The following is an 18,510-nucleotide window of genomic DNA, read 5'->3' as shown; positions in this document are numbered from 1 at the left end:
GGTACGGCCATGAGCATCGAGTACGCCCTCACCGCCCGCTACGCGCGCCGTGGGATCACCTCGGAGGAGTACAGCGAGCGGCTGGCCAAGCTCGGATGACGACCGCGCAAGCGCCGTACCGCACGCAGGCGGACGAGGTCGCGGCCGCGCTCGGCACCGACGCCGAGCGCGGTCTCGACGGTCCGGAAGCGGCGGAGAGGCTGACGCGGGACGGGCCGAACGAGCTGCCCGCGGCGCGCGGACAGGGGCCGGCGGCGCGGTTCCTGCTGCAGTTCCACAGCCCGCTGATCTACGTGCTGCTGGCGTCGGCCGCCGCGAGCGCGCTGCTGGGCGAGCACGCCGACGCCCTGGTCATCCTGGGCGTGGTGGCCGTCAACGCCGTCGTCGGGTTCGCCCAGGAGTCCCGCGCGGAGGCGGCGCTCACCGCGCTGTCCGCGCTGACCCGCACCACGGCCTCCGTCGTCCGGGACGGCGCGCCCGTGACCGTGCCGGCGGCCGAGCTGGTCCGCGGCGACCTCGTCGCGCTGGCGGCCGGCGACAAGGTCCCCGCGGACCTGCGCCTGCTGCGCACCGACGAGCTCTCGGTCGACGAGTCGGCGCTCACCGGCGAGTCCGTTCCGGTGCGCAAGGACCCGGCGGCGCTCGAGGAGACGGCGCTGGCGGACCGCCGCAACATGGCCTTCTCCGGGACGCTGGTCGCCAACGGGCAGGGCGCCGGGATCGTCGTGGCCACCGGTGCCGCCACCGAGATCGGCGACGTGCACCGCCTGATGCGGACCACGGGCACGGTCCAGACCCCGCTCACCCGCAAGATCGCCCGGTTCAGCAGGATCGTCACCGTCGCGATCCTCCTGCTGGCGGCGCTGACCTTCGGCATCGGCGTCCTGTACGGCCGCCCGCCCGCCGAAATGCTCACCGCCGCGGTGGCACTCGCGGTCGGCGCCATCCCCGAAGGGCTACCCGCCATCGTCACGATCACCCTCGCCTTCGGCGTCGCCCGGATGGCCCGCCGGGGGGCGATCGTCCGGCACCTCCCCGCGGTCGAGACGCTCGGCGGCACGACGGTCATCTGCACCGACAAGACGGGGACGCTCACCCAGAACCAGATGACGGTCACCGCCGTGTTCAGCGGCGGCCGCGAGTACACCGTCTCGGGCTCCGGCTACGCGCCCGCCGGCACCGTCGAACAGGACGGGCGGCCGGTCCGCCCGGCAGCGGATCCCGCGTTGCGCGAGACACTGCTCGCGGGCGCGGCCTGCAACGACGCACAGCTGTTCGAGGAGGACGGTGTCTGGCGCATCACCGGGGACCCCACCGAGGGCGCGCTCCTGACGAGCGCCGCCAAGGCGGAGATCGGCGGCGTGCCGCCCAGGACGGCCGCGCTTCCCTTCACCTCCGAGCGGCGCTTCATGGCCACCGCCCATGACGGCGGCATCGTCTACGCCAAGGGCCCGGTCGAGCGGATCCTGGAGCTCTGCGACGACCAGGCGGGGCCGGACGGCCTGCCGGAGCCGCTGGATCGCGCGGCCGTCACGGCCCGCGCCGAGGCGTTCGGCGGGCGGGCGCTGCGCGTCCTGGCGTTCGCGCGGGCGTCGTCCGACCGGCTCGATCCCCTGCCCCGCCTCACCTTCCTCGGCCTGCAGGCGATGATCGATCCGCCGCGTCCCGAGGCGGCGAGCGCCGTGCGGGCCTGCCGCGACGCGGGCGTGCAGGTCAAGATGATCACCGGGGACCACGCGGCGACCGCCGCCGCGGTCGGCGCCCGGATCGGACTCGGCGGCGAGGTGGTGACGGGGGCCGACCTGGCCGCCGGCCTCTCCCCGGAGCGGATCGGCGCGGCCTCGGTGTTCGCGCGGGTCTCCCCCGAGCAGAAGCTGCGGCTCGTCCGGACGTTCCAGGAGGCCGGCCACGTCATCGCCATGACCGGGGACGGCGTCAACGACGCCCCCGCACTCAAGCGCGCCGACATCGGCGTCGCCATGGGACGCGGTGGCACCGACGCCGCCCGGGAGTCGGCCGACATGGTCCTCACCGACGACGACTTCACCTCCATCGAGCAGGCCGTGGAGGAGGGGCGCGGCGTGTTCGACAACCTGGTGAAGTTCATCGTCTGGGCGCTGCCGTCGAACATCGGCCTCGGGCTGGTGCTGGTCGCCGCCATCGCCGCGAACGCCTCGCTGCCGATCCTGCCGCTCCAGGTGCTGTGGCTGAACATGACGGCCGTGCTGGTCCTCGGCCTGCCGTTCGCGGTCGAGCCCAGGGACGAGGCGATCATGCGGAGGCCGCCCCGCGACCCGTCGCTGCCGCTGCTCACCCGCGCCATGACCCTGCGGATCCTGCTGGTGTCGGGGATCCTGCTCGCGGGCTCGTTCGGCCTCCAGCACTGGGAACTGGCGCACGGGGCCCCTCCCGAGACGGCCCGGACGATCGTGGTGAACGTCTTCGCCGTCACGCTGATCGCCTACATGTTCAACTGCCTGTCCCTGGAGCGGCCGCTGCTGTGGCGCGGCGTTCGCCGCAACCCCTGGACGGCCGCCAGCGCCGCGGCCCTCTTCGCGATCCAGATGTTCTACACGTACACCCCCTTCATGCAGAGGGTCTTCCATTCGGCCGCGCTCGGCCTCGGCGCGTGGGCGCGGATCATCGTCTTCGCGGTGGCCGCCTACGCCCTCATAGAGATCATCAAGCGGCTCCAGCGCGGCTGACGTCTCCCCCGCGGCCGGGCTTCTCGGCCTCTTCTCGAAGGACCTTCGCCTCTGCGCGTCGCCCCCGCCACGGGCGGATCATGGGGCATGAGGACGGAACCGACACCTGGAGGAGTCATGGTCGCCCATCGCCCGCTGGAGAGGCGGGCCGTCGCCGAGGTGATGACCTTGGACCTTCTCACCATCTCCGAGTCCGAATCGGTGCTGATGGCGTGGGAGCTGATGTGCCAGGCGGGCGTCCACCACCTGCCGGTGGCCGACGACGAGGGAGGCTTCGTCGGCGTGGTCGACGCGCAGACCCTGACGGCCTCCTGGAACGCCTCCGGCCCCGAGCAGGCCCGGCGGGCCGTCACCACGCTCCTGCCGCCCGGACCTCCGGTGACGGTACCGCCCACGGCAACCGTGGCGGAGGCCGCCAGGGCCATGATGAAGGCCGGCCTGGACTACGTCCCGGTGACCGACGACCGGAACGTGCTCGTCGGGCTGCTCACGGCCCGGGACCTGGTGAGCGGGCTCGCCGGCGTCCATCGCGACGTCGGACCGCGCACCGGCGGGATGCCGTCCCTGTACCGGATCGAACCGGTGTTCCCCGCCGGGCTCCCCGGCCACCCGGACGCCGGGCGGATGGGACCGGACTAGCCGCGGCGCGGAGAGCGGCCCGGCCGGCGCGCGGCCGCGCCGCCCGGGACCGACGCGGTCAGTGGGCGGACGGCACGATGGCCACCGTGCAGGGGGCGTGCTGGAGCATCGCCGAGCTGGTCGCTCCGAGGAACAGCGGGTCGAGACCGCCGGCGCCGCGGTCCCCGACCACCAGCAGATCGGCGCCGTCCGCCGCGTCCAAGAGGGACTCACGGGGACGATCGAGGACCACCGAGACGTCGAGATCGGCCTTGGGATAGCGGTCGCGCCAGGGGGCGACGGACCGCTCCAGCGTCTCCGCCCGGACCTGGGCAAGCCGTTCCTTGTCGGTGAACAGGGGCAGCTCCGCCTCGTCGACCGCCCCGGGCTCCCAGACCCCGAACACGACCCGCAGGCGCCAACCGCGCAGCACCGCCTCCTCCATGGCGAAGCCCAGCGCGGCGTCGCCGCCCCGGGACCCGTCCACACCGGCGACGACGAGGCCGCGGGCAGGGCCGCCACCGTGGTCGTCGCGGCGGACGGCCAGCACGGGCCGCCGCGCCCGGGCCGGCAGCTGCACCGCGGTCGAGCCCACCGGCAGGTGGTGCCGCTCGTGGGAGCCGATCACGATCAGCTCGGCGTCCTCGGACTCGCACACCAGGGCGTCGGAGACGGGTTCGGGCCTCAGCCGCTTGCCGACCGTCCGGGACATCCCGAGCTCGTGGGCCCGCGCCTCCCCGTGCTCAAGGAGCTTCTCCCCCGCCCGCTCGATGATCGCCTCGACGCGGCCGTCCACGTGGTCAGCGGGGTACGGCCAGTGCCAGCAATGGCACAGGACCAAGTCCAGCCCGCGCAGGCGCGCCTCGTCGACCGCCCACCGCAGCGCCGGTTCGTTGTCCTCGCTGGCGTCGTAGCCGAGCAGCACGTGCGCCCGCTGAGCCCTGTCCAGTTCGCCCATTCCCAACACATCTCCCCAGTGAGGCGGCAGTACTCCTCGATTACTCAGTCTCGGTTCGTACCGAACCGTCCTGGACGGGCCGAAGGTCCCTGGAAGCCCGGTCCGTCCGGCACTCGGCACTCCGGTGCCGCCGGTGAGACGGTCCGGAAAGAGGGCATCGTCACCGGACGGCTACCGACGACCGGCGGGAGAGGCCATGAGCCGGTGGGACCTGATCTATGACGGCTACGAGCCGGCCGCCGAGCGGCTGCGCGAGGCACTGTGCACGCTGGGCAACGGCTATTTCGCCACACGCGGTGCCGCGCCCGAGTCGTCCGCCGACGGAACGCACTACCCCGGGACCTACGTCTCCGGATGCTACGACCGGCTGACCGCGCGGTTCGGCGGGCAGGACGCCGACAACGCCGACCTGGTGAACGTCCCGAACTGGCTCCCGCTGACCTTCCGCGCCGCCGGAGACGAGTGGTTCGACCTCGACCGCGCCCGCGCGGAGGGGCGGCTCCTGGCGTACGGCCAGGAACTGAACCTGCGCCGCGGCGTCCTCACCCGGCTGCTGCGCTGCCGCGACGCGGCGGGCCGGACGTTCCGCCTCGCCCAGCGCCGGATCGTGTCCATGGACGAGCCGCACCTGGCCGCCCTGCAGACCACGATCGTGCCGGAGGACTGGACCGGCGTCCTGGAGGTCCGCTCGGCGCTGGACGGACGGGTCGCGAACACCGGCGTGGCCCGGTACCGGGACCTGCCGGCCGAGCACCTCGTCCGCGAGGATCCGGCCGACCCCGGCGACCCCGAGGCGCAGCTGCTCACCACGGTCACGACCACGTCGAGGATCGGCATCGCGGTCGCGGCCCGCACGCGGTCGTCCGAGCCGGCGGCGGCGTCCCGGCGCGCCGAGCCGGGCTGGACGGCGCAGGACCTGCGCATCGAGGTCCGCGAGGGCGCGGCGGTGACGATCGAGAAGGTGGCGGCCGTCTACACCTCCCGCGACCGCGCGGTGGAGGAGCACGGCCGGGCCGCGCTCGCCGCCGTCCGGCGCGCGGACGGCTTCGACGGCCTGCTGGAGCGGCACGCACTCGCCTGGGCGCACCTGTGGCGGCGCGCCCAGCTGAGGCTCGACCACGCCGACGTGCAGCGCGTCCTCAACCTGCACATCTTCCATGTCCTGCAGACGGTGTCGCCGCACAGCGTGGAACTGGACGCCGGCGTGCCCGCCCGCGGGCTGCACGGCGAGGCCTACCGCGGCCACGTCTTCTGGGACGAGCTGTTCATCCTGCCCTTCCTGACCATGCGGTTCCCCGAGATCGCCAAGGCGCTGCTGATGTACCGGTGGAGGCGCCTTCCCGCGGCGCGGCGCGCGGCCGCCGCGGCGGGCCGCCGCGGCGCCATGTACCCCTGGCAGAGCGCGGCCGACGGCCGCGAGGAGACCCAGCGCGTGCACCTCAACCCGCGCTCGGGCCGCTGGCTGCCCGACCACTCCCACCTGCAGCGGCACGTCGGGCTGACGATCGCCCACAACGTCTGGCGGTTCTACGAGGCGACCGGCGACACCGAGTTCCTCGCCGAGTACGGGACCGAGATCATCCTGGAGATCGCCCGGTACTTCGCCGATCTGGCCTGCTACGACCGCCCCACCGACCGGTACCGGATCCGCGGCGTCATGGGCCCCGACGAGTACCACGACGCCTTTCCCGGCCGGGACGAGCCGGGCCTGGACGACAACGCCTACACCAACGTCCTCACCGCCTGGCTGCTGCACCGGGCCCTGGACGCGCTGGCCCTCCTCCCCGAGGACCGCCGCACCGAGCTGCGCGAACGGCTCGCCCTCACCCGCGAGGAGATCACCCGGTTCGAGGACGTCCGCCGGCGGATGTACGTCCCGTTCCACGACGGCGTGATCAGCCAGTTCGAGGGCTACGGCGACCTCGAAGAGTTCGACTGGCCCGCCTACCGCGAGCGCTACGGGGACATCCGCCGGCTCGATCGGATCCTGGAGGCCGAAGGCGACTCGACCAACCGCTACAAGGCATCCAAGCAGGCCGACGTGCTGATGCTCTTCTACGTGCTGACGCCGCAGGAACTCGATGACATCCTGCAACGCCTCGGCTACGACCACGGGCCCGACCTGATCGCGCGCACCACCGCCTACTACCTGCCGCGGACCTGTCACGGATCGACCCTCAGCTCCCTGGTGCACGCGTGGATCCTGGCCAGCACCGACGGCGACCAGGCCTGGCGGGTCTTCCGGGAAGCGCTGGACAGCGACCTGGCGGACGCCCAGCACGGCACCACCGCCGAGGGCGTCCACCTCGGCGCCATGGCCGGCACCGTCGACCTCGTCCAACGCTGCTACGCCGGGATGAACACCCAGGACGGCACCCTCCACCTGAACCCGCGCCTGCCCGCGGCGATCGGCGAGCTGCGCCTCGGCCTGCGCTACCGCGGACACTGGGGCATCGACCTCGTCTGCCGCCAGGACCGGCTGAAGGTCACGCTCCGTCCCGGCGCCGCTCTGCCCATCCGCATCGCCCCCGGCGACCAGGAGGTCCTCATCCAGCCCGGGGACTCCTGGGAGACCCCGCTCCGGAACGGCAGGGCGCCCGCCGCCGACGAATGACCACCGGGTCGTTCGTCCCGACGTCGCGCGAACCCGGCTCCGCCGGAGGCGTGTCAGGGCCGGTGGCCGGGGGCGGGGACGACGGCGACCGGGCAGTGGGCGTGGTGGATCAGCCCGTGCGTCACCGCGCGGTTGCGGGGAAGCATCAGCCCCTCGCGGGGATGGGTGCCGACGACGACCAGATCGGCCGCTCCCGTGGTGGCCATGAGCGCCGCGGCGGGATTGTCGGAGACGATCGTCTCCTGGACGTCAACTTCGGGATACCGCTTGCGCAGCGGGGCATGCGCCTCGACGACGCGCCACCGAGCGCGCTCCTCTGTGCGTTCCACGCCCTCCGCCGCTCCCGGCCCGTCCAGGGACTCGGGGAACGGCCACGCGTGCACGACTCTCAGGCGGGCGTTCCAGGCGGCCGCGGCCCGGAACGCGTACTCCAGGGTCGCCGAGTCGTCACCGAGCCCGACGCCCACGGCGATCTCGCCGTGCCCGGCCTCGCCCTCGCCGCGCACGACCACGACCGGACAGGCCGAGTGGCGGACCGCGCCGAGGCCGACCGAGCCCAGCACCAGCCCGGCGAACCCGCCGAGACCCCGGTGGCCGACGACGAGCTCGAACGCGTTCCTCGATCGCTCCGTGAGCGCGCGCACGGTGCCCGCCGCGGCGAGCTCGGTGTTCACCTGGACCTCCGGCCGCCGGTCGCGCGCGACGCGTTCGGCGCTCGCCAGGACCTCGCCGCCGGCCCGCGACAGCGAGGCGACCTCTCCCGGCGCGGCGGTCAGCGGGACGTCGAAGGCCCAGTTCTCGACGGCGTGGACGATCTGCAGGTCGCGCCGGTACCGGGCGGCCTCGTCGGCGGCCCACGCCACGGCTCGCGCGGACGGGACGGAGCCGTCGGCGCCCACGATGATCGGTTCGGCCATGGTCCTCTCCTCTGTCGGGTCCCGGCCTTCCGGGACGGGTTCGCACCCGGTGCCCCGGGCTCAGTCGCGCAGCGGGACGACCACCACAGGGCAGACCGCGTGGTGCAGCACGGCGTGGTTCACCCGGCCCAGCGCCATGCCGGACGGGCCGCGCCTGTGGCGGGCTCCGACGACCACCAGGGCCGCGTGCTCGGACGCTTCCACCAGGGCTCGGGCCGCGGTCCGGTCGGAGATCATCTGGTCGACGGGGACGTCCGGGTGCTCTTCACGGACGCCGGCGAGGGCCGCGGACAGCTCCATGTCCTCCACGACCCGCGTGCGCGGCGACGGGAAGTCACCGCCGACCGCGTGCAGGGCGAGGATCCGGGCACCCCGCGATCCGGCTTCCGCGAACGCCCAGTCGACGAGCCGGTCCTCGCCGGGACGCCCCTCCAGACCGAGGACGATCTCGCCGGACGCCTCTGCGGGGAACGGCGCGGAACGGGACACGGCGAGCACCGGGCAGCGCGCGTGCGCCGAGACGTGCAGAGCGACCGACCCGAACAGCAGTCCCTCGAACCCTCCGGCCCCGCGCGACCCGACGGCCACCAGTGCGGCCTCCTCGCTCTCGCCGACCAGCGCGCGGCCGGGGTCGCCCGGCACCAGCGCCGTTTCGATCTCGAGCTCCTGATGGATCTTCAGGGCGTACCGGCGGGCCTCGGTGAGGAGGTCCTCGCGTTCGGCGATCAGGTGGACCAGCACGTCCTCGGGGATCCTGCCGCCGTGCACCAGGAACTGCGCCCCATGCACCAGCCGCAGCGGCAGCCGGCGGCGGACCGCGTGATCGGCCGCCCAGTCCAGGGCGCGCCACGCATGCACGGAGCCGTCGATGCCCACGGCGATCGGTGCCGACACTGGTCATCCCTCCCACGCTCTAGGAACGTCCCACTGTCGACGCTAGGCCGCGCTTTCCCAGGGTTCTGCGGCCGAAGGTCCCCTCTTGGCAAGGCGAGGGTCACCCGCGATCTCAAACACCGGTTCGGTTGAAGGCCACTTGAAATCCTCGTAACGGCTGTGCCGGGGAACCTATGAGGGTTCTCTGAATGCACCCGAAGCCGTGGGCAGGAGGGAGCGAACCACGACATTCTCGTCCAGTCCTCCCGTCTCTGTGAAAGGTCGGTCATGCCGTCGACCCTTTGGGGCCTGCCCACCCATCCGCTCGTCGTTCACCTGGTGGTCTTCCTCGTCCCGCTCACCGTCGTCGCGACGCTCGTGGTGGCGCTGTGGCCGCGGGCGCGGCGGGCGGCGGCCCCGTGGGTGCTCGGCCTGGCGACCGCTGCGGTGATCTCGGTGCCCATGGCGACGTCGAGCGGCGAGAACCTGGAACAGCGGGTGCCGCACAACGCGCTGGTGGAGCGGCACGCCGAACTGGCCGACATGCTGCTGCCGCTCGCGGGAGTGATGTGGCTCGGTCTCGCCGTCCTGACCGGCGTCGGCTGGTACGCCCGCCGCGAGTCGGCCGCGGTGCCGCGCTGGGCGGGCGCGGTGACGGTGGCGGCGGCGGTCCTGGCGGTCGGCGGGGCCGCCGCGTCCGGCGTCCAGGTGGTCCGGATCGGACACAGCGGCGCCAACGCGGTGTGGCATGACGTGGCCGCTCATCCGGACCGCCGCTGAGGGGCCGCCGGACGCCGGTGGCCCGAGGCGGGGGCCGCGACCGTTCACGTCCGAGGGGGGCGGTCGCGGCTCCTCCGGTCCCGGGCCCAGGAGGTCAGCGGGTCAGGACGACCTTGAGGGCGCCCGTGTGCGCGGCGTCGGCGAAGACCTCGTAGGCCTTCGGGAAGTCGTCGAGGCCGAAGCGGTGCGTGACGAACCGTCCCGCGTCGAGCTGCCGGCCGGCGAGCAGGCGCAGCAGCGTGGGCGTGGAGAAGGTGTCCACCAGCCCGGTGGTGATGGTGACGTCCCGGATCCACTGCTCCTCCAGGTGCAGCGTCGCGGGCTCGCCGTGCACGCCGATGTTGGCGATGCGGCCGCCGGGGCGGGCCAGCGCGACCGCGAGTTCGAAGGCGTCGGGGACGCCGACGGCCTCGACGGCCGCGTCCGCTCCCAGCCCGCCGGTCAGGTCGCGGACGATCGCGGCCGGATCCTCGCGGGCGTTGTTCACCAGCACGTCCGCGCCGAACTCCTTGGCCGCCGCGAGCCGGCTGTCGGCCAGGTCCACCGCGATGATCCGGCTCGGGCTGAACAGCCGCGCGCCCATGATCGTGGCGAGGCCGATCGGGCCCGCGCCGACGACCGCGACGACGTCGCCGGGCCCCACGCGGCCGTTGAGGACGCCGACCTCGTACCCGGTGGGCAGGATGTCGGCCAGCATCAGCACGTCCTCGGCGGGGAGCCCCTCCGGCAGCCGGTGCACGGAGGTGTCGGCGAAGGGCACGCGGACGTACTCGGCCTGCGTCCCGTCGATCTTGTGCCCGAGGACCCAGCCGCCCCCGCCGAGGCACTGCCCGTACCTGCTCTCGCGGCAGAACCGGCAGGTCCCGCACGAGGTGATGCAGGAGACCAGCACCTTGTCGCCCGGCTCGACCGTCCGGACACCGGAACCGACCGTCTCGACGGTTCCGACGGCCTCGTGGCCGAGGATCCTGCCGTCGGTGACGGCAGGGACGTCGCCCTTGAGGATGTGCAGGTCCGTTCCGCAGATCGTCACCGCGTCGACCCGCACCACCGCGTCGCCGTCGTCGGCGATCTGCGGTTTCGGGACCTCTTCCCATGCCTTCCGACCTGGACCGTGGTACACCAGCGCACGCATCGGGGCCTCCTCGGTAACTCCGGTTCCATCTCCAGCGTCGTTGTCGGCGGTCCGGGGCCGACAGTGCCGAACGTCCCGGTCGGACGGCTTTACGTCCCGCCGATGACGGAGCGGGTGGCCGCGGCGATCCCGAGGTCCTCGCGGGCTGTGACCACCACGTCCCGCCACCGCCGCGAGGGACGCGCCCGATCCCGGAGGGCGTACCACCAGGCGCTTCAGTACGGCCAGGCCCAGTCGCGGACTTCCGGTGCGTCCTCGCCGTGCTCACGCGTGTACGAGCGCAACCGCAGCCGCTCGTCCAGCATGCGCTGCCGCACGTTCGCGACCCGGCTGCCGAGCGAGGGCACGCGGTCGATGACGTCCACGACGAGGTGGAAGCGGTCCAGGTCGTTCAGCATCACCATGTCGAAGGGCGTGGTGGTGGTGCCCTCCTCCTTGTAGCCGCGGACGTGCAGGTTGTGGTGTCCGTGGCGGCGGTAGGCGAGCCGGTGGATCAGGTACGGGTAGCCGTGGAACGCGAAGATGACGGGCTTGTCGGCGGTGAACAGGGCGTCGAACTCGACGTCGGGCAGCCCGTGCGGATGCTCCTCGACGGGCTGTAGGCGCATGAGATCGACGACGTTGACGACGCGGACGCGCAGGTCCGGGAAGAAGCGCCGCAGCAGGTCGACCGCGGCGAGGGTCTCCAGGGTGGGGACGTCGCCGGCGCAGGCCAGGACCACGTCGGGGTCGGCGCCGCCGTCCGTGGAGGCCCATTCCCAGATGCCGATGCCGCGCGTGCAGTGCGCGATCGCCTGGTCCATCGGCAGCCACACCGGGGCGGGCTGCTTGCCGGCGACGATGACGTTGACGTAGTCGCGGGAGCGCAGGCAATGGTCGGCGACCGAGAGCAGGGTGTTGGCGTCCGGCGGCAGGTAGACGCGGGTGATCTCGGCCTTCTTGTTCAGCACTACGTCCAGGAAGCCGGGGTCCTGGTGGGTGAAGCCGTTGTGGTCCTGCCGCCACACGTGCGACGACAGCAGGTAGTTCAGCGACGCGATCGGCCGCCGCCACGGCAGGTGCCGGGTGACCTTGAGCCATTTCGCGTGCTGGTTGAACATGGCGTCGACGATGTGGATGAACGCTTCGTAGCTGTTGAACAGGCCGTGCCGCCCGGTCAGCAGGTAGCCCTCCAGCCAGCCCTGGCACAGGTGCTCGCTGAGCACCTCCATGACCCGGCCGTGCGGCGCCTGGTGCTCGTCGGTGTCGCGCCTGTCGCCTTCGAACACGCGGTCGGTGACCTCGAAGACGGCTCCGAGCCGGTTGGAGGCCGTCTCGTCCGGCCCCATGATCCGGAAGCTCCGCGGGTTCGCGGCGACGACGTCGCGCAGGTAGCCGCCGAGGACGCGGGTGGCCTCGGCGGTGGCGGTGCCGTGCTCGTCCACCGGGACCCCGTAGGCGCGCGGGTCGGGCAGGTCGAGGGGGCGCAGCAGCAGCCCGCCGTTGGCGTGCGGGTTGGCGCTCATCCGCCGGTTCCCCGACGGCGCGAGGTCGCGCAGCGCGGGGACCGGCCGTCCGGCGTCGTCGAAGAGCTCCTCCGGACGGTAGGAGCGCAGCCACGCCTCCAGCTCCGCGAGGTGCTCGGGGTCGTCGCGGACTCCGGCGAGCGGCACCTGGTGGGCGCGCCACGTGCCCTCCACGGGCAGGCCGTCGACCTCCTTGGGCCCGGTCCACCCCTTCGGCGTCCGCAAGATGATCATCGGCCAGCGGGGGCGGCCGGTCGCGCCCTCGTCGCGGGCGGCGCGCTGGATGCGGGCGATCTCGTCCAGCGCGCGGTCGAGCGCCGCCGCCATGTCCCGGTGGAGGGTCGCCGGATCATCGCCGGAGACCACGATCGGGGCATGGCCGTACCCCTCGAACAGCCTGACCAGCTCTTCCTCGGGGATGCGGGCGAGCACGGCCGGATTGGCGATCTTGTAGCCGTTCAGGTGCAGGATCGGCAGCACCGCGCCGTCGTTCACCGGGTCGACGAACTTGGTGGAATGCCAGCTGGTCGCGAGCGGCCCGGTCTCGGCCTCCCCGTCCCCGACGATGCACGCCACCACGAGGTCCGGGTTGTCGAACGCGGCGCCGTAGGCGTGCGCGAGGGAGTAGCCGAGCTCGCCGCCCTCGTGGATCGAGCCGGGCGTCTCCGGCGCGACATGGCTCGGGATGCCGCCGGGGAAGGAGAACTGCCGGAACAGCGCCCTCATACCTTCGGCGTCCTGGGACACGGCGGGATAGACCTCGCTGTAGGTGCCCTCCAGCCAGGCGTTGGCGACCGCGGAGGGCCCGCCGTGCCCGGGCCCCATGATGTAGACGGCGTCCAGATCACGGGCCTTGATCACCCGGTTCAGGTGGACGTAGCAGAAGTTCAGCCCCGGCGAGGTGCCCCAGTGCCCGAGGAGCCGGGGCTTGATGTGCTCCGGTCGCAGCGGCTCGCGCAGCAGCGGATTGTCCAGCAGGTAGATCTGCCCGGCCGACAGGTAGTTGGCCGCTCTCCAGTAGGCGTCGATTGACGCGAACCCGGTGTCGGTCGACGCCGGCTCGGTTTCGATCGACTGGCCGTTGGGGGTGGTCGTGGACGTCACCGTTCCTCCTTGAGGTCGCTCGCCCAAGCGCACCATGGGGCGGGCCGCGCACGGCAGGGCCGAAGGTCACACGTCCCGTCGATGCGCGGGAACCGGCGCCCTACCGCTCCCCCGGGAAACGGTCTCCCAGTCGTAGCCGCGGCGCGTTGCCGGACGTCACGCTCGCGGCTGAACGAGCGCTGGGGACACGACCCCGGCGGATACTTCGAACGACCTCAGGTGGAAGGGACCACGGCGACGGGGCAGTGCGCGTGGTGGATCGCGCCGTGCGCCGCGGAGCCGAGCCGAGGCGCCGTCCACGACCGCGTGTGGGCGCCCACCACGACCAGGCGGGCCCCGAGCGAAGCGTTCGACAGGGCGGTCACCGGGTGGGCCAGGACCACTTCGGAAACCACTTCGACCTGCGGGTACTTCGCCTGCCAGGGCGTGTACGCCGCGGTGAGGCGGTCGAGGAACTCCCGCTCCACCCGTTCCACCTTGTCCCGGTCGGGGGCGAAACCCGCCTCGACGAGGGTCTGCGAGACGCGCCAGGCGTGCATGACCCGCAGTGGCGCGCCGTTCAGGGCGGCCGCGTCGAACGCGTGGTGCAGGATCGCGTCCGCGTCGGTCTGCAGGTCGAGCCCGACGACGACCTCCCCCTGCTCGTCGGCCGTCCCGCGCACGATGACCACCGGAATCGCGCAGCGCGCGGCCAGCCGCAGGCTGACGGATCCCAGCATGAGACCGGCGAACCCGCCGAGCCCCCGATGGCCCACGACGACCTCGAAGGCGCCCGCGGTCTGTTCGATCAGGCCATGCGGCGCGTCGTCCGAGACGAGCGCCGTGCTGACCTCCAGGTCGGGCCACTGCTCCCGGACGCGCTCGGCCACGGCGGCGAGAACGCCGTGCCCCACCCGGGACATGAGACTGATCGTCTCCGCCGGTGCGAACAGCGGCGCGCCGTACGGGAAGTTCTCGACGGCGTGGACGATGTGAAGACGCCGGTGGCGCAGGCTCGCCTCGGCGGCCGCCCATTCCACGGCCCGGTCCGCGTGCTCGGATCCGTCGACGCCTACGACGATGGGCTGTGACATGTTCTCCTCGCGTTTCCCAGACGCTCACGTCGATCGGTGCGCGCCCGTCCGACAGGACCCCGTGTGTCCAGACTCGCGCCCGCCCGCGGCTCCCTCCAGGGACGAAAGTCCTGGTCGCGCGGCATCGGCGCCCCATGGCCGAGGCCTTCCTGCCGTGTCAGCGATCAGGGAGGACGGACGTGACCCAGTCTTTGCGGGCCTGGTTCGGTTGCACGCCCGCGCGGCGGGCAAGGCGAGCTTCGGAACAGCAACTCCGTCCTAGGGAGCACAGGGAGATCCGACGAGCCGCGCGGCATGAGCGCAGAGTGCCCGCCCCCTCAGAGCGGAGTTCCAGCGGCCGGCCTCGGACCGGTCGAGGATGCCCCGTCGACTGGCCCCGGGCTGGTGGGTGGCCCTGGGCGTCCTCGCCGCGCGCTTCCGCGCCCGGCGCGGATCACACCCGGCATGACCCACGCACTCTACGACCGCAGCCAATGCCGTCCGTTAACCAGGCCGGCCGATTTCAGCCATGCGGAGCCTGTGCCGGCGTGAGCCGCTCGGCGAGCTGATTGAAGTAGTGACGGTACAAGCCCCGCAGGTCGACGTCCTGAGGGGAGAACAGCCATTGGGTGTGGGCGCCGTGCATGAACGCGATGACTTCTGCGGCGGTGAGGTCGGGATCGGTGTCGGCACGAACCGTGCCGGCCTCTTTCGCCTCGCGCAGGCGGTCGCTCAGCACCCGACGGACGGCTTGCAGGCGTGCCTCGAAGTACTCGAAGGGCTCCCCGCCTTCGACGACGCTCTCCCCGCCGACCACTGTCTCGAAGCGCACCAGACTCGGGTGGTCGAGCAGTGTGCTCGCCAGATCCGCCATGTGGCGAACGGACTCGATGATGTCGGCGCCGGTCATGCGGGCAAGAGCGTCGGGGACGATGTTGTCGCGGTGGCGCAGCACGTCGGCCAGCAACTCCGCTTTAGAGGCGAAGTAGCGCGCCACACCGATTTCGGTGAGCCCTACCCGGGCCGCGATTTCGGCCAGGGTCGTGCCCTGGTAGCCCTCGGCGGCGAACGTCTCAAGTCCCGCGTCCAGGATCTGCTCGCGGCGAGCGACGCGAAGCGCCTGCCTTTCTTCCTTGCTGATCGGCACTCCTGAAGGGTACGCCGTTGGCTCACGTCATCGCCATCGGCTTACCCGTCTCGTCTGCCGCCAGGCGTTATCCAAGGAGTTGCTCGACTGCGCAGCCGGCCAGCGGATCCGGCCAATCCTGGGGCAGGAGCGGGCAGTTCACCCGGCCGCTCAGCACGTCCGGCAAGAACTCGGTGAGCGAACCGCGGTACCGCCACTGCATGAACTGACCGACCAGCATCACCGTCCAATCCGACGGATCGTCTTCCACCAGCCAGAATCCGAATACCGGTCCGATGTCGCTGATTCCCCAGGGGAAGACATTCTCGCCGCCGGTCGGCGCCAGCGTCCGCGAACGCGTGGTGACGGGATCGAATTCGATGATCTCCTCCGCCGGGCCCCAGTGCCGGCATATGTCGAAGATGCCCCAGGAATGCCGCAGGTCGAACCGCCCCCATGATTCCATGAGATCGAAGTCCGGCGGGCCCGCGGGGTGGCGGATGCGGAGGAACTCATCGATGATCAGCGCCGGGTAGAGCGCAGCGAACTCCCGATAGTCGGCTGGAAATTCCAGGCCGGTCCGCGCACGAACCTCGGACCATTCTATGTCGGGCACCGGAACTTCAGGCGCGCCGAGCAATTCCTCGGGCCAGGGTGGGGGCGTCATGGAGGATCGGACTTCCTTGGTCGCCGGGATCGAGAACGCGAGTGGCGATGAGAAGCAGGTGACCGTTCGGGCGCTCGGCGTCTCGCCGGGCGCCCTGCGCGGTCAGGGGGCCGGCCTCCAGCGCTGTGAGGCGTACCGGGCGAAGGTCTCGGCGAGCACCGAGCGCGAGGCGTCCAGCAGGCGGGTCTCGACGAGGAGCGCCCAGCCGGTCTCCGGATCCCGCTGGAACCATGGCAGGGCTCTGTGCTGCGCGGACACCCCGGCGTACGGCCGGACGATGACGCTTTTCCGGCCGAGCCGGCCGATGCGCCCGAAGGCGATCTGGTCGATGTCGGTCCACGCGTAGGAGACGCGGCTCGCTCCGGTGCGCAGTTCCAGGCCCTGGCGGTCGATCCGCAGCCCGTCACGGGTCGGGTCGTACTTCGACGACCGGATGAACCAGCGCACGAACAGCGGGACGGCGACGGCCATGAACAGGAGCCCGATGCCCTGCCTGTTGATCACCGCTCCGACGGCCGCCACCATGAGCATCACCGCGCCGACGATGAGCAGCGGATTGGGGAGCGGCGCGCGAACGGGAACGACGACTCCGGACGCGCGGGGCGCGGTGGCGGTCCCCCGTGCGGCCGGCCGGGGCGTACTCCGCACCTCCGTCTGCGTCCGCGTCGCGGTCTGCCCCGAGGCCACGGTCTGGGCCCTTTCGAGCACGAGGGTTCGCGCAGGTCCGGGGAGCCAGTCCCCCGTGAGGTCGGTGCCGGTGAGCGCGGCGAGGAGACCGTCGGTGTCCGGCCGCCGCTCAGGGTCCTTGGCGAGGCACTCCGCCACGAGTCCGCGGATGCCGTCGGGAAGGCCGGACAGGTCGGGTTCCTGGTGGACGACGCGGTACAGCAGCGCGGTCGGCGGCCCGTCGCCGAAGGGACGCACCCCGGCGGCGAAGCACAGCACCGCCCCGAAGGCGAACACGTCGGTCGCCGGGCCGACCGGCTCGCCGGTGACCTGCTCGGGCGCCATGTACCCGGGCGTGCCGACGGCGCCGCCCGCCCGGGTGAGCGCGGTCACGTCGGCCGCCCGCGCGATGCCGAAGTCGATGACGCGGGGACCGTCGTCGGCGATCAGGATGTTGGACGGCTTGAGGTCGCGGTGCACCAGATCCGCGCCGTGCACGGCTTCCAGTGCCTCGGCGATCCCCGCGCCGAGCACTCGCAGGGTCGGCTCGGGCAGCGGTCCGTGCGCGGCGACCAGCTCCATCAGCGAGGGCCCGGGGACGTAGGCCGTGACCAGCCACGGCGGGTCGGCGTCGGGATCGGCGTCCACCACGGGCGCGGTGTGGAAGCCGCCCACCCGCCGCGCCGCCTCGACCTCCTGGCCGAACCGGCGCCGGAACAGCGGGTCGGCCGCGAGCTCGGGCCGGACGACCTTCACCGCCACCGGCCGGCCGCCCGGCGACCGGCCGAAGAACACCTCGCCCATGCCGCCGCCGCCGAGCCTGCCCGACAACCGGTAGCGCCCCACCGTCCGCGGGTCGCCTGGAGCCAGCGGTGTCACCGTCATCCCATCGTCCCGTCATGATCATGGACGCTGGAAACCCTACCGGGCCGCCACCGCACCCCCTTCTGCTGGCCGAATGCGGCCACCCGGCCCCTTTTGCATGGTCACCGTGGCTCCATGGCCTGGCGGCGTGCCGTGATGATCCACGCACGCGAGTCGAAGAAGACGCCGCTGCCGGTGTCGTGGGCGGCCAGGGCGGCACGTAGCCGCGTGCGGGCTTGTTCGACCGTCCCGGGATCGAGGTCGTTCAGCACGTCTGTGCCCCAAAGACGGAGCACATTATCGAAGGCAGTGGTGGTGTCCGGGCCGTAGTAGACGGGCTCGCGCACGTCGGTGAAGCCGACTTCCGTGAAGCCCGCCGCGTCCAGGACGCTCTTGGTGCGAGCCGGGTCGGCGAGCGAGAACGGGTCCGGGCTGCCGACGGGAGGGGCGGGCGTCGGGGTCGCGGCAGTGTGCGGCCGGCGGATCGCGGAGGCCCATTCGTTGTGGTCGCGGTCCTGCCACACGAGCAGCACCAGCCGCGCCGCCGGGCGGAGAGCCCGCCCGATATTGGTGAACGCGGCGACCGGGTCGGTGAAGAACATCGTTCCGAACCTGCTGATGGCGAGGTCGAAATGCGCCGGCGGCAAGGGATGGATCTGGGCGTCCGCCTGTTGGTAGGTGATGTTGCGCAGACCCTGCTCGTCGCTGAGCCGACGGGCGCGTTCGAGCATTCTCGCGGAGAGATCGACCCCTAGCGCGCTTCCGTTGACGGCTGCGCGGGCTGCCTCGCGCGTGGACTGTCCCGTGCCACACCCGATGTCGAGGACACGGTCGTCAGGGCCGACGCGGGCAGCAGCGCGGAAGAGCTCGTTGTGCAGGCGAAGCTCCGCGTCGTAGTCGAACAGGTCGCTCTGGTCGGACGTCAC

Annotated in this window: 14 protein-coding genes; 4 read left to right on the top strand and 10 right to left on the bottom strand. The window is 72.3% G+C overall.

Translation table 11 applies throughout. The features are described 5' to 3' along the window. The first annotated feature begins 95 nt into the window (after positions 1–95). Together ABT299_RS25690 and ABT299_RS25685 are read left to right on the top strand one after the other, a co-directional pair. On the top strand, positions 96–2,705 hold the full coding sequence (locus tag ABT299_RS25690) for a cation-translocating P-type ATPase (protein WP_500252260.1): 2,610 nt from the start codon (positions 96–98) through the stop codon (positions 2,703–2,705). Between the two features lie 117 nt (positions 2,706–2,822). Then, the gene (locus ABT299_RS25685; RefSeq protein WP_500200775.1) at positions 2,823–3,344 is read left to right on the top strand and encodes a CBS domain-containing protein; all 522 of its coding nucleotides are present in this window, start codon (positions 2,823–2,825) and stop codon (positions 3,342–3,344) included. 58 nt (positions 3,345–3,402) lie between these two features. On the opposite strand, the gene ABT299_RS25680 is transcribed toward ABT299_RS25685, so the two are convergent. Further along, positions 3,403–4,281 carry a universal stress protein gene (locus ABT299_RS25680; RefSeq protein ID WP_190855454.1) on the bottom strand — a complete coding sequence of 293 codons (879 nt, stop codon included), beginning with the start codon at positions 4,279–4,281 and terminating at the stop codon, positions 3,403–3,405. 196 nt (positions 4,282–4,477) lie between these two features. Between ABT299_RS25680 and ABT299_RS25675 the strand changes: the two genes are divergently transcribed. Continuing rightward, on the top strand, positions 4,478–6,895 hold the full coding sequence (locus tag ABT299_RS25675; protein WP_500252259.1) for a glycoside hydrolase family 65 protein: 2,418 nt from the start codon (positions 4,478–4,480) through the stop codon (positions 6,893–6,895). 53 nt (positions 6,896–6,948) lie between these two features. On the opposite strand, the gene ABT299_RS25670 is transcribed toward ABT299_RS25675, so the two are convergent. After that, entirely contained in the window at positions 6,949–7,812 is an 864-nt protein-coding gene (locus ABT299_RS25670) for a universal stress protein (protein ID WP_500252258.1), read from the bottom strand. 60 nt (positions 7,813–7,872) lie between these two features. Next, positions 7,873–8,706 carry a universal stress protein gene (locus ABT299_RS25665; protein WP_500252257.1) on the bottom strand — a complete coding sequence of 278 codons (834 nt, stop codon included), beginning with the start codon at positions 8,704–8,706 and terminating at the stop codon, positions 7,873–7,875. 267 nt (positions 8,707–8,973) lie between these two features. On the opposite strand from ABT299_RS25665, the gene ABT299_RS25660 reads away from it, so the two are divergent. Next, on the top strand, positions 8,974–9,465 hold the full coding sequence (locus ABT299_RS25660; RefSeq protein ID WP_500252256.1) for a DUF2231 domain-containing protein: 492 nt from the start codon (positions 8,974–8,976) through the stop codon (positions 9,463–9,465). Between the two features lie 94 nt (positions 9,466–9,559). On the opposite strand, the gene ABT299_RS25655 is transcribed toward ABT299_RS25660, so the two are convergent. The 7 genes from ABT299_RS25655 to ABT299_RS25625 form a co-directional block, all read right to left on the bottom strand. Continuing rightward, a complete protein-coding gene (locus ABT299_RS25655; RefSeq protein ID WP_500252255.1) occupies positions 9,560–10,600 on the bottom strand; it encodes a zinc-dependent alcohol dehydrogenase family protein in 1,041 nt (346 codons plus the stop codon). Between the two features lie 215 nt (positions 10,601–10,815). Further along, positions 10,816–13,176 carry a phosphoketolase family protein gene (locus ABT299_RS25650; protein ID WP_500252296.1) on the bottom strand — a complete coding sequence of 787 codons (2,361 nt, stop codon included), beginning with the start codon at positions 13,174–13,176 and terminating at the stop codon, positions 10,816–10,818. A 248-nt stretch (positions 13,177–13,424) separates the two neighbouring features. Then, positions 13,425–14,282 (bottom strand): universal stress protein, encoded by an 858-nt coding sequence (locus tag ABT299_RS25645; protein ID WP_500252254.1) that lies wholly within the window; start codon positions 14,280–14,282, stop codon positions 13,425–13,427. 502 nt (positions 14,283–14,784) lie between these two features. After that, the gene (locus ABT299_RS25640) at positions 14,785–15,408 is read right to left on the bottom strand and encodes a TetR family transcriptional regulator (protein ID WP_190855440.1); all 624 of its coding nucleotides are present in this window, start codon (positions 15,406–15,408) and stop codon (positions 14,785–14,787) included. A 67-nt stretch (positions 15,409–15,475) separates the two neighbouring features. Beyond that, on the bottom strand, positions 15,476–16,054 hold the full coding sequence (locus tag ABT299_RS25635; RefSeq protein ID WP_500252253.1) for a hypothetical protein: 579 nt from the start codon (positions 16,052–16,054) through the stop codon (positions 15,476–15,478). Between the two features lie 102 nt (positions 16,055–16,156). After that, positions 16,157–17,605 carry a serine/threonine-protein kinase gene (locus tag ABT299_RS25630; protein ID WP_500252252.1) on the bottom strand — a complete coding sequence of 483 codons (1,449 nt, stop codon included), beginning with the start codon at positions 17,603–17,605 and terminating at the stop codon, positions 16,157–16,159. Between the two features lie 101 nt (positions 17,606–17,706). Beyond that, complete coding sequence (locus ABT299_RS25625; protein ID WP_500252251.1) at positions 17,707–18,510, bottom strand: class I SAM-dependent methyltransferase; 804 nt, start codon at positions 18,508–18,510, stop codon at positions 17,707–17,709.

This window comes from Spirillospora sp. NPDC000708, from assembly GCF_040299565.1.
Taxonomy (GTDB): domain Bacteria; phylum Actinomycetota; class Actinomycetes; order Streptosporangiales; family Streptosporangiaceae; genus Spirillospora.
The sequence above is the reverse complement of the archived record's forward strand: the minus strand, read 5'-3'. Positions and strand labels throughout refer to the sequence as shown.

Coding starts and splice junctions, on each gene's coding strand:
- ABT299_RS25690 (WP_500252260.1), top strand. CDS start 96: ATGACGACCGCGCAAGCGCCGTACCGCACGCAGGCGGACGAGGTCGCG.
- ABT299_RS25675 (WP_500252259.1), top strand. CDS start 4,478: ATGAGCCGGTGGGACCTGATCTATGACGGCTACGAGCCGGCCGCCGAG.
- ABT299_RS25635 (WP_500252253.1), bottom strand. CDS start 16,054: ATGACGCCCCCACCCTGGCCCGAGGAATTGCTCGGCGCGCCTGAAGTT.
- ABT299_RS25680 (WP_190855454.1), bottom strand. CDS start 4,281: ATGGGCGAACTGGACAGGGCTCAGCGGGCGCACGTGCTGCTCGGCTAC.
- ABT299_RS25655 (WP_500252255.1), bottom strand. CDS start 10,600: ATGCGTGCGCTGGTGTACCACGGTCCAGGTCGGAAGGCATGGGAAGAG.
- ABT299_RS25630 (WP_500252252.1), bottom strand. CDS start 17,605: ATGACGGTGACACCGCTGGCTCCAGGCGACCCGCGGACGGTGGGGCGC.
- ABT299_RS25645 (WP_500252254.1), bottom strand. CDS start 14,282: ATGTCACAGCCCATCGTCGTAGGCGTCGACGGATCCGAGCACGCGGAC.
- ABT299_RS25685 (WP_500200775.1), top strand. CDS start 2,823: ATGGTCGCCCATCGCCCGCTGGAGAGGCGGGCCGTCGCCGAGGTGATG.
- ABT299_RS25670 (WP_500252258.1), bottom strand. CDS start 7,812: ATGGCCGAACCGATCATCGTGGGCGCCGACGGCTCCGTCCCGTCCGCG.
- ABT299_RS25660 (WP_500252256.1), top strand. CDS start 8,974: ATGCCGTCGACCCTTTGGGGCCTGCCCACCCATCCGCTCGTCGTTCAC.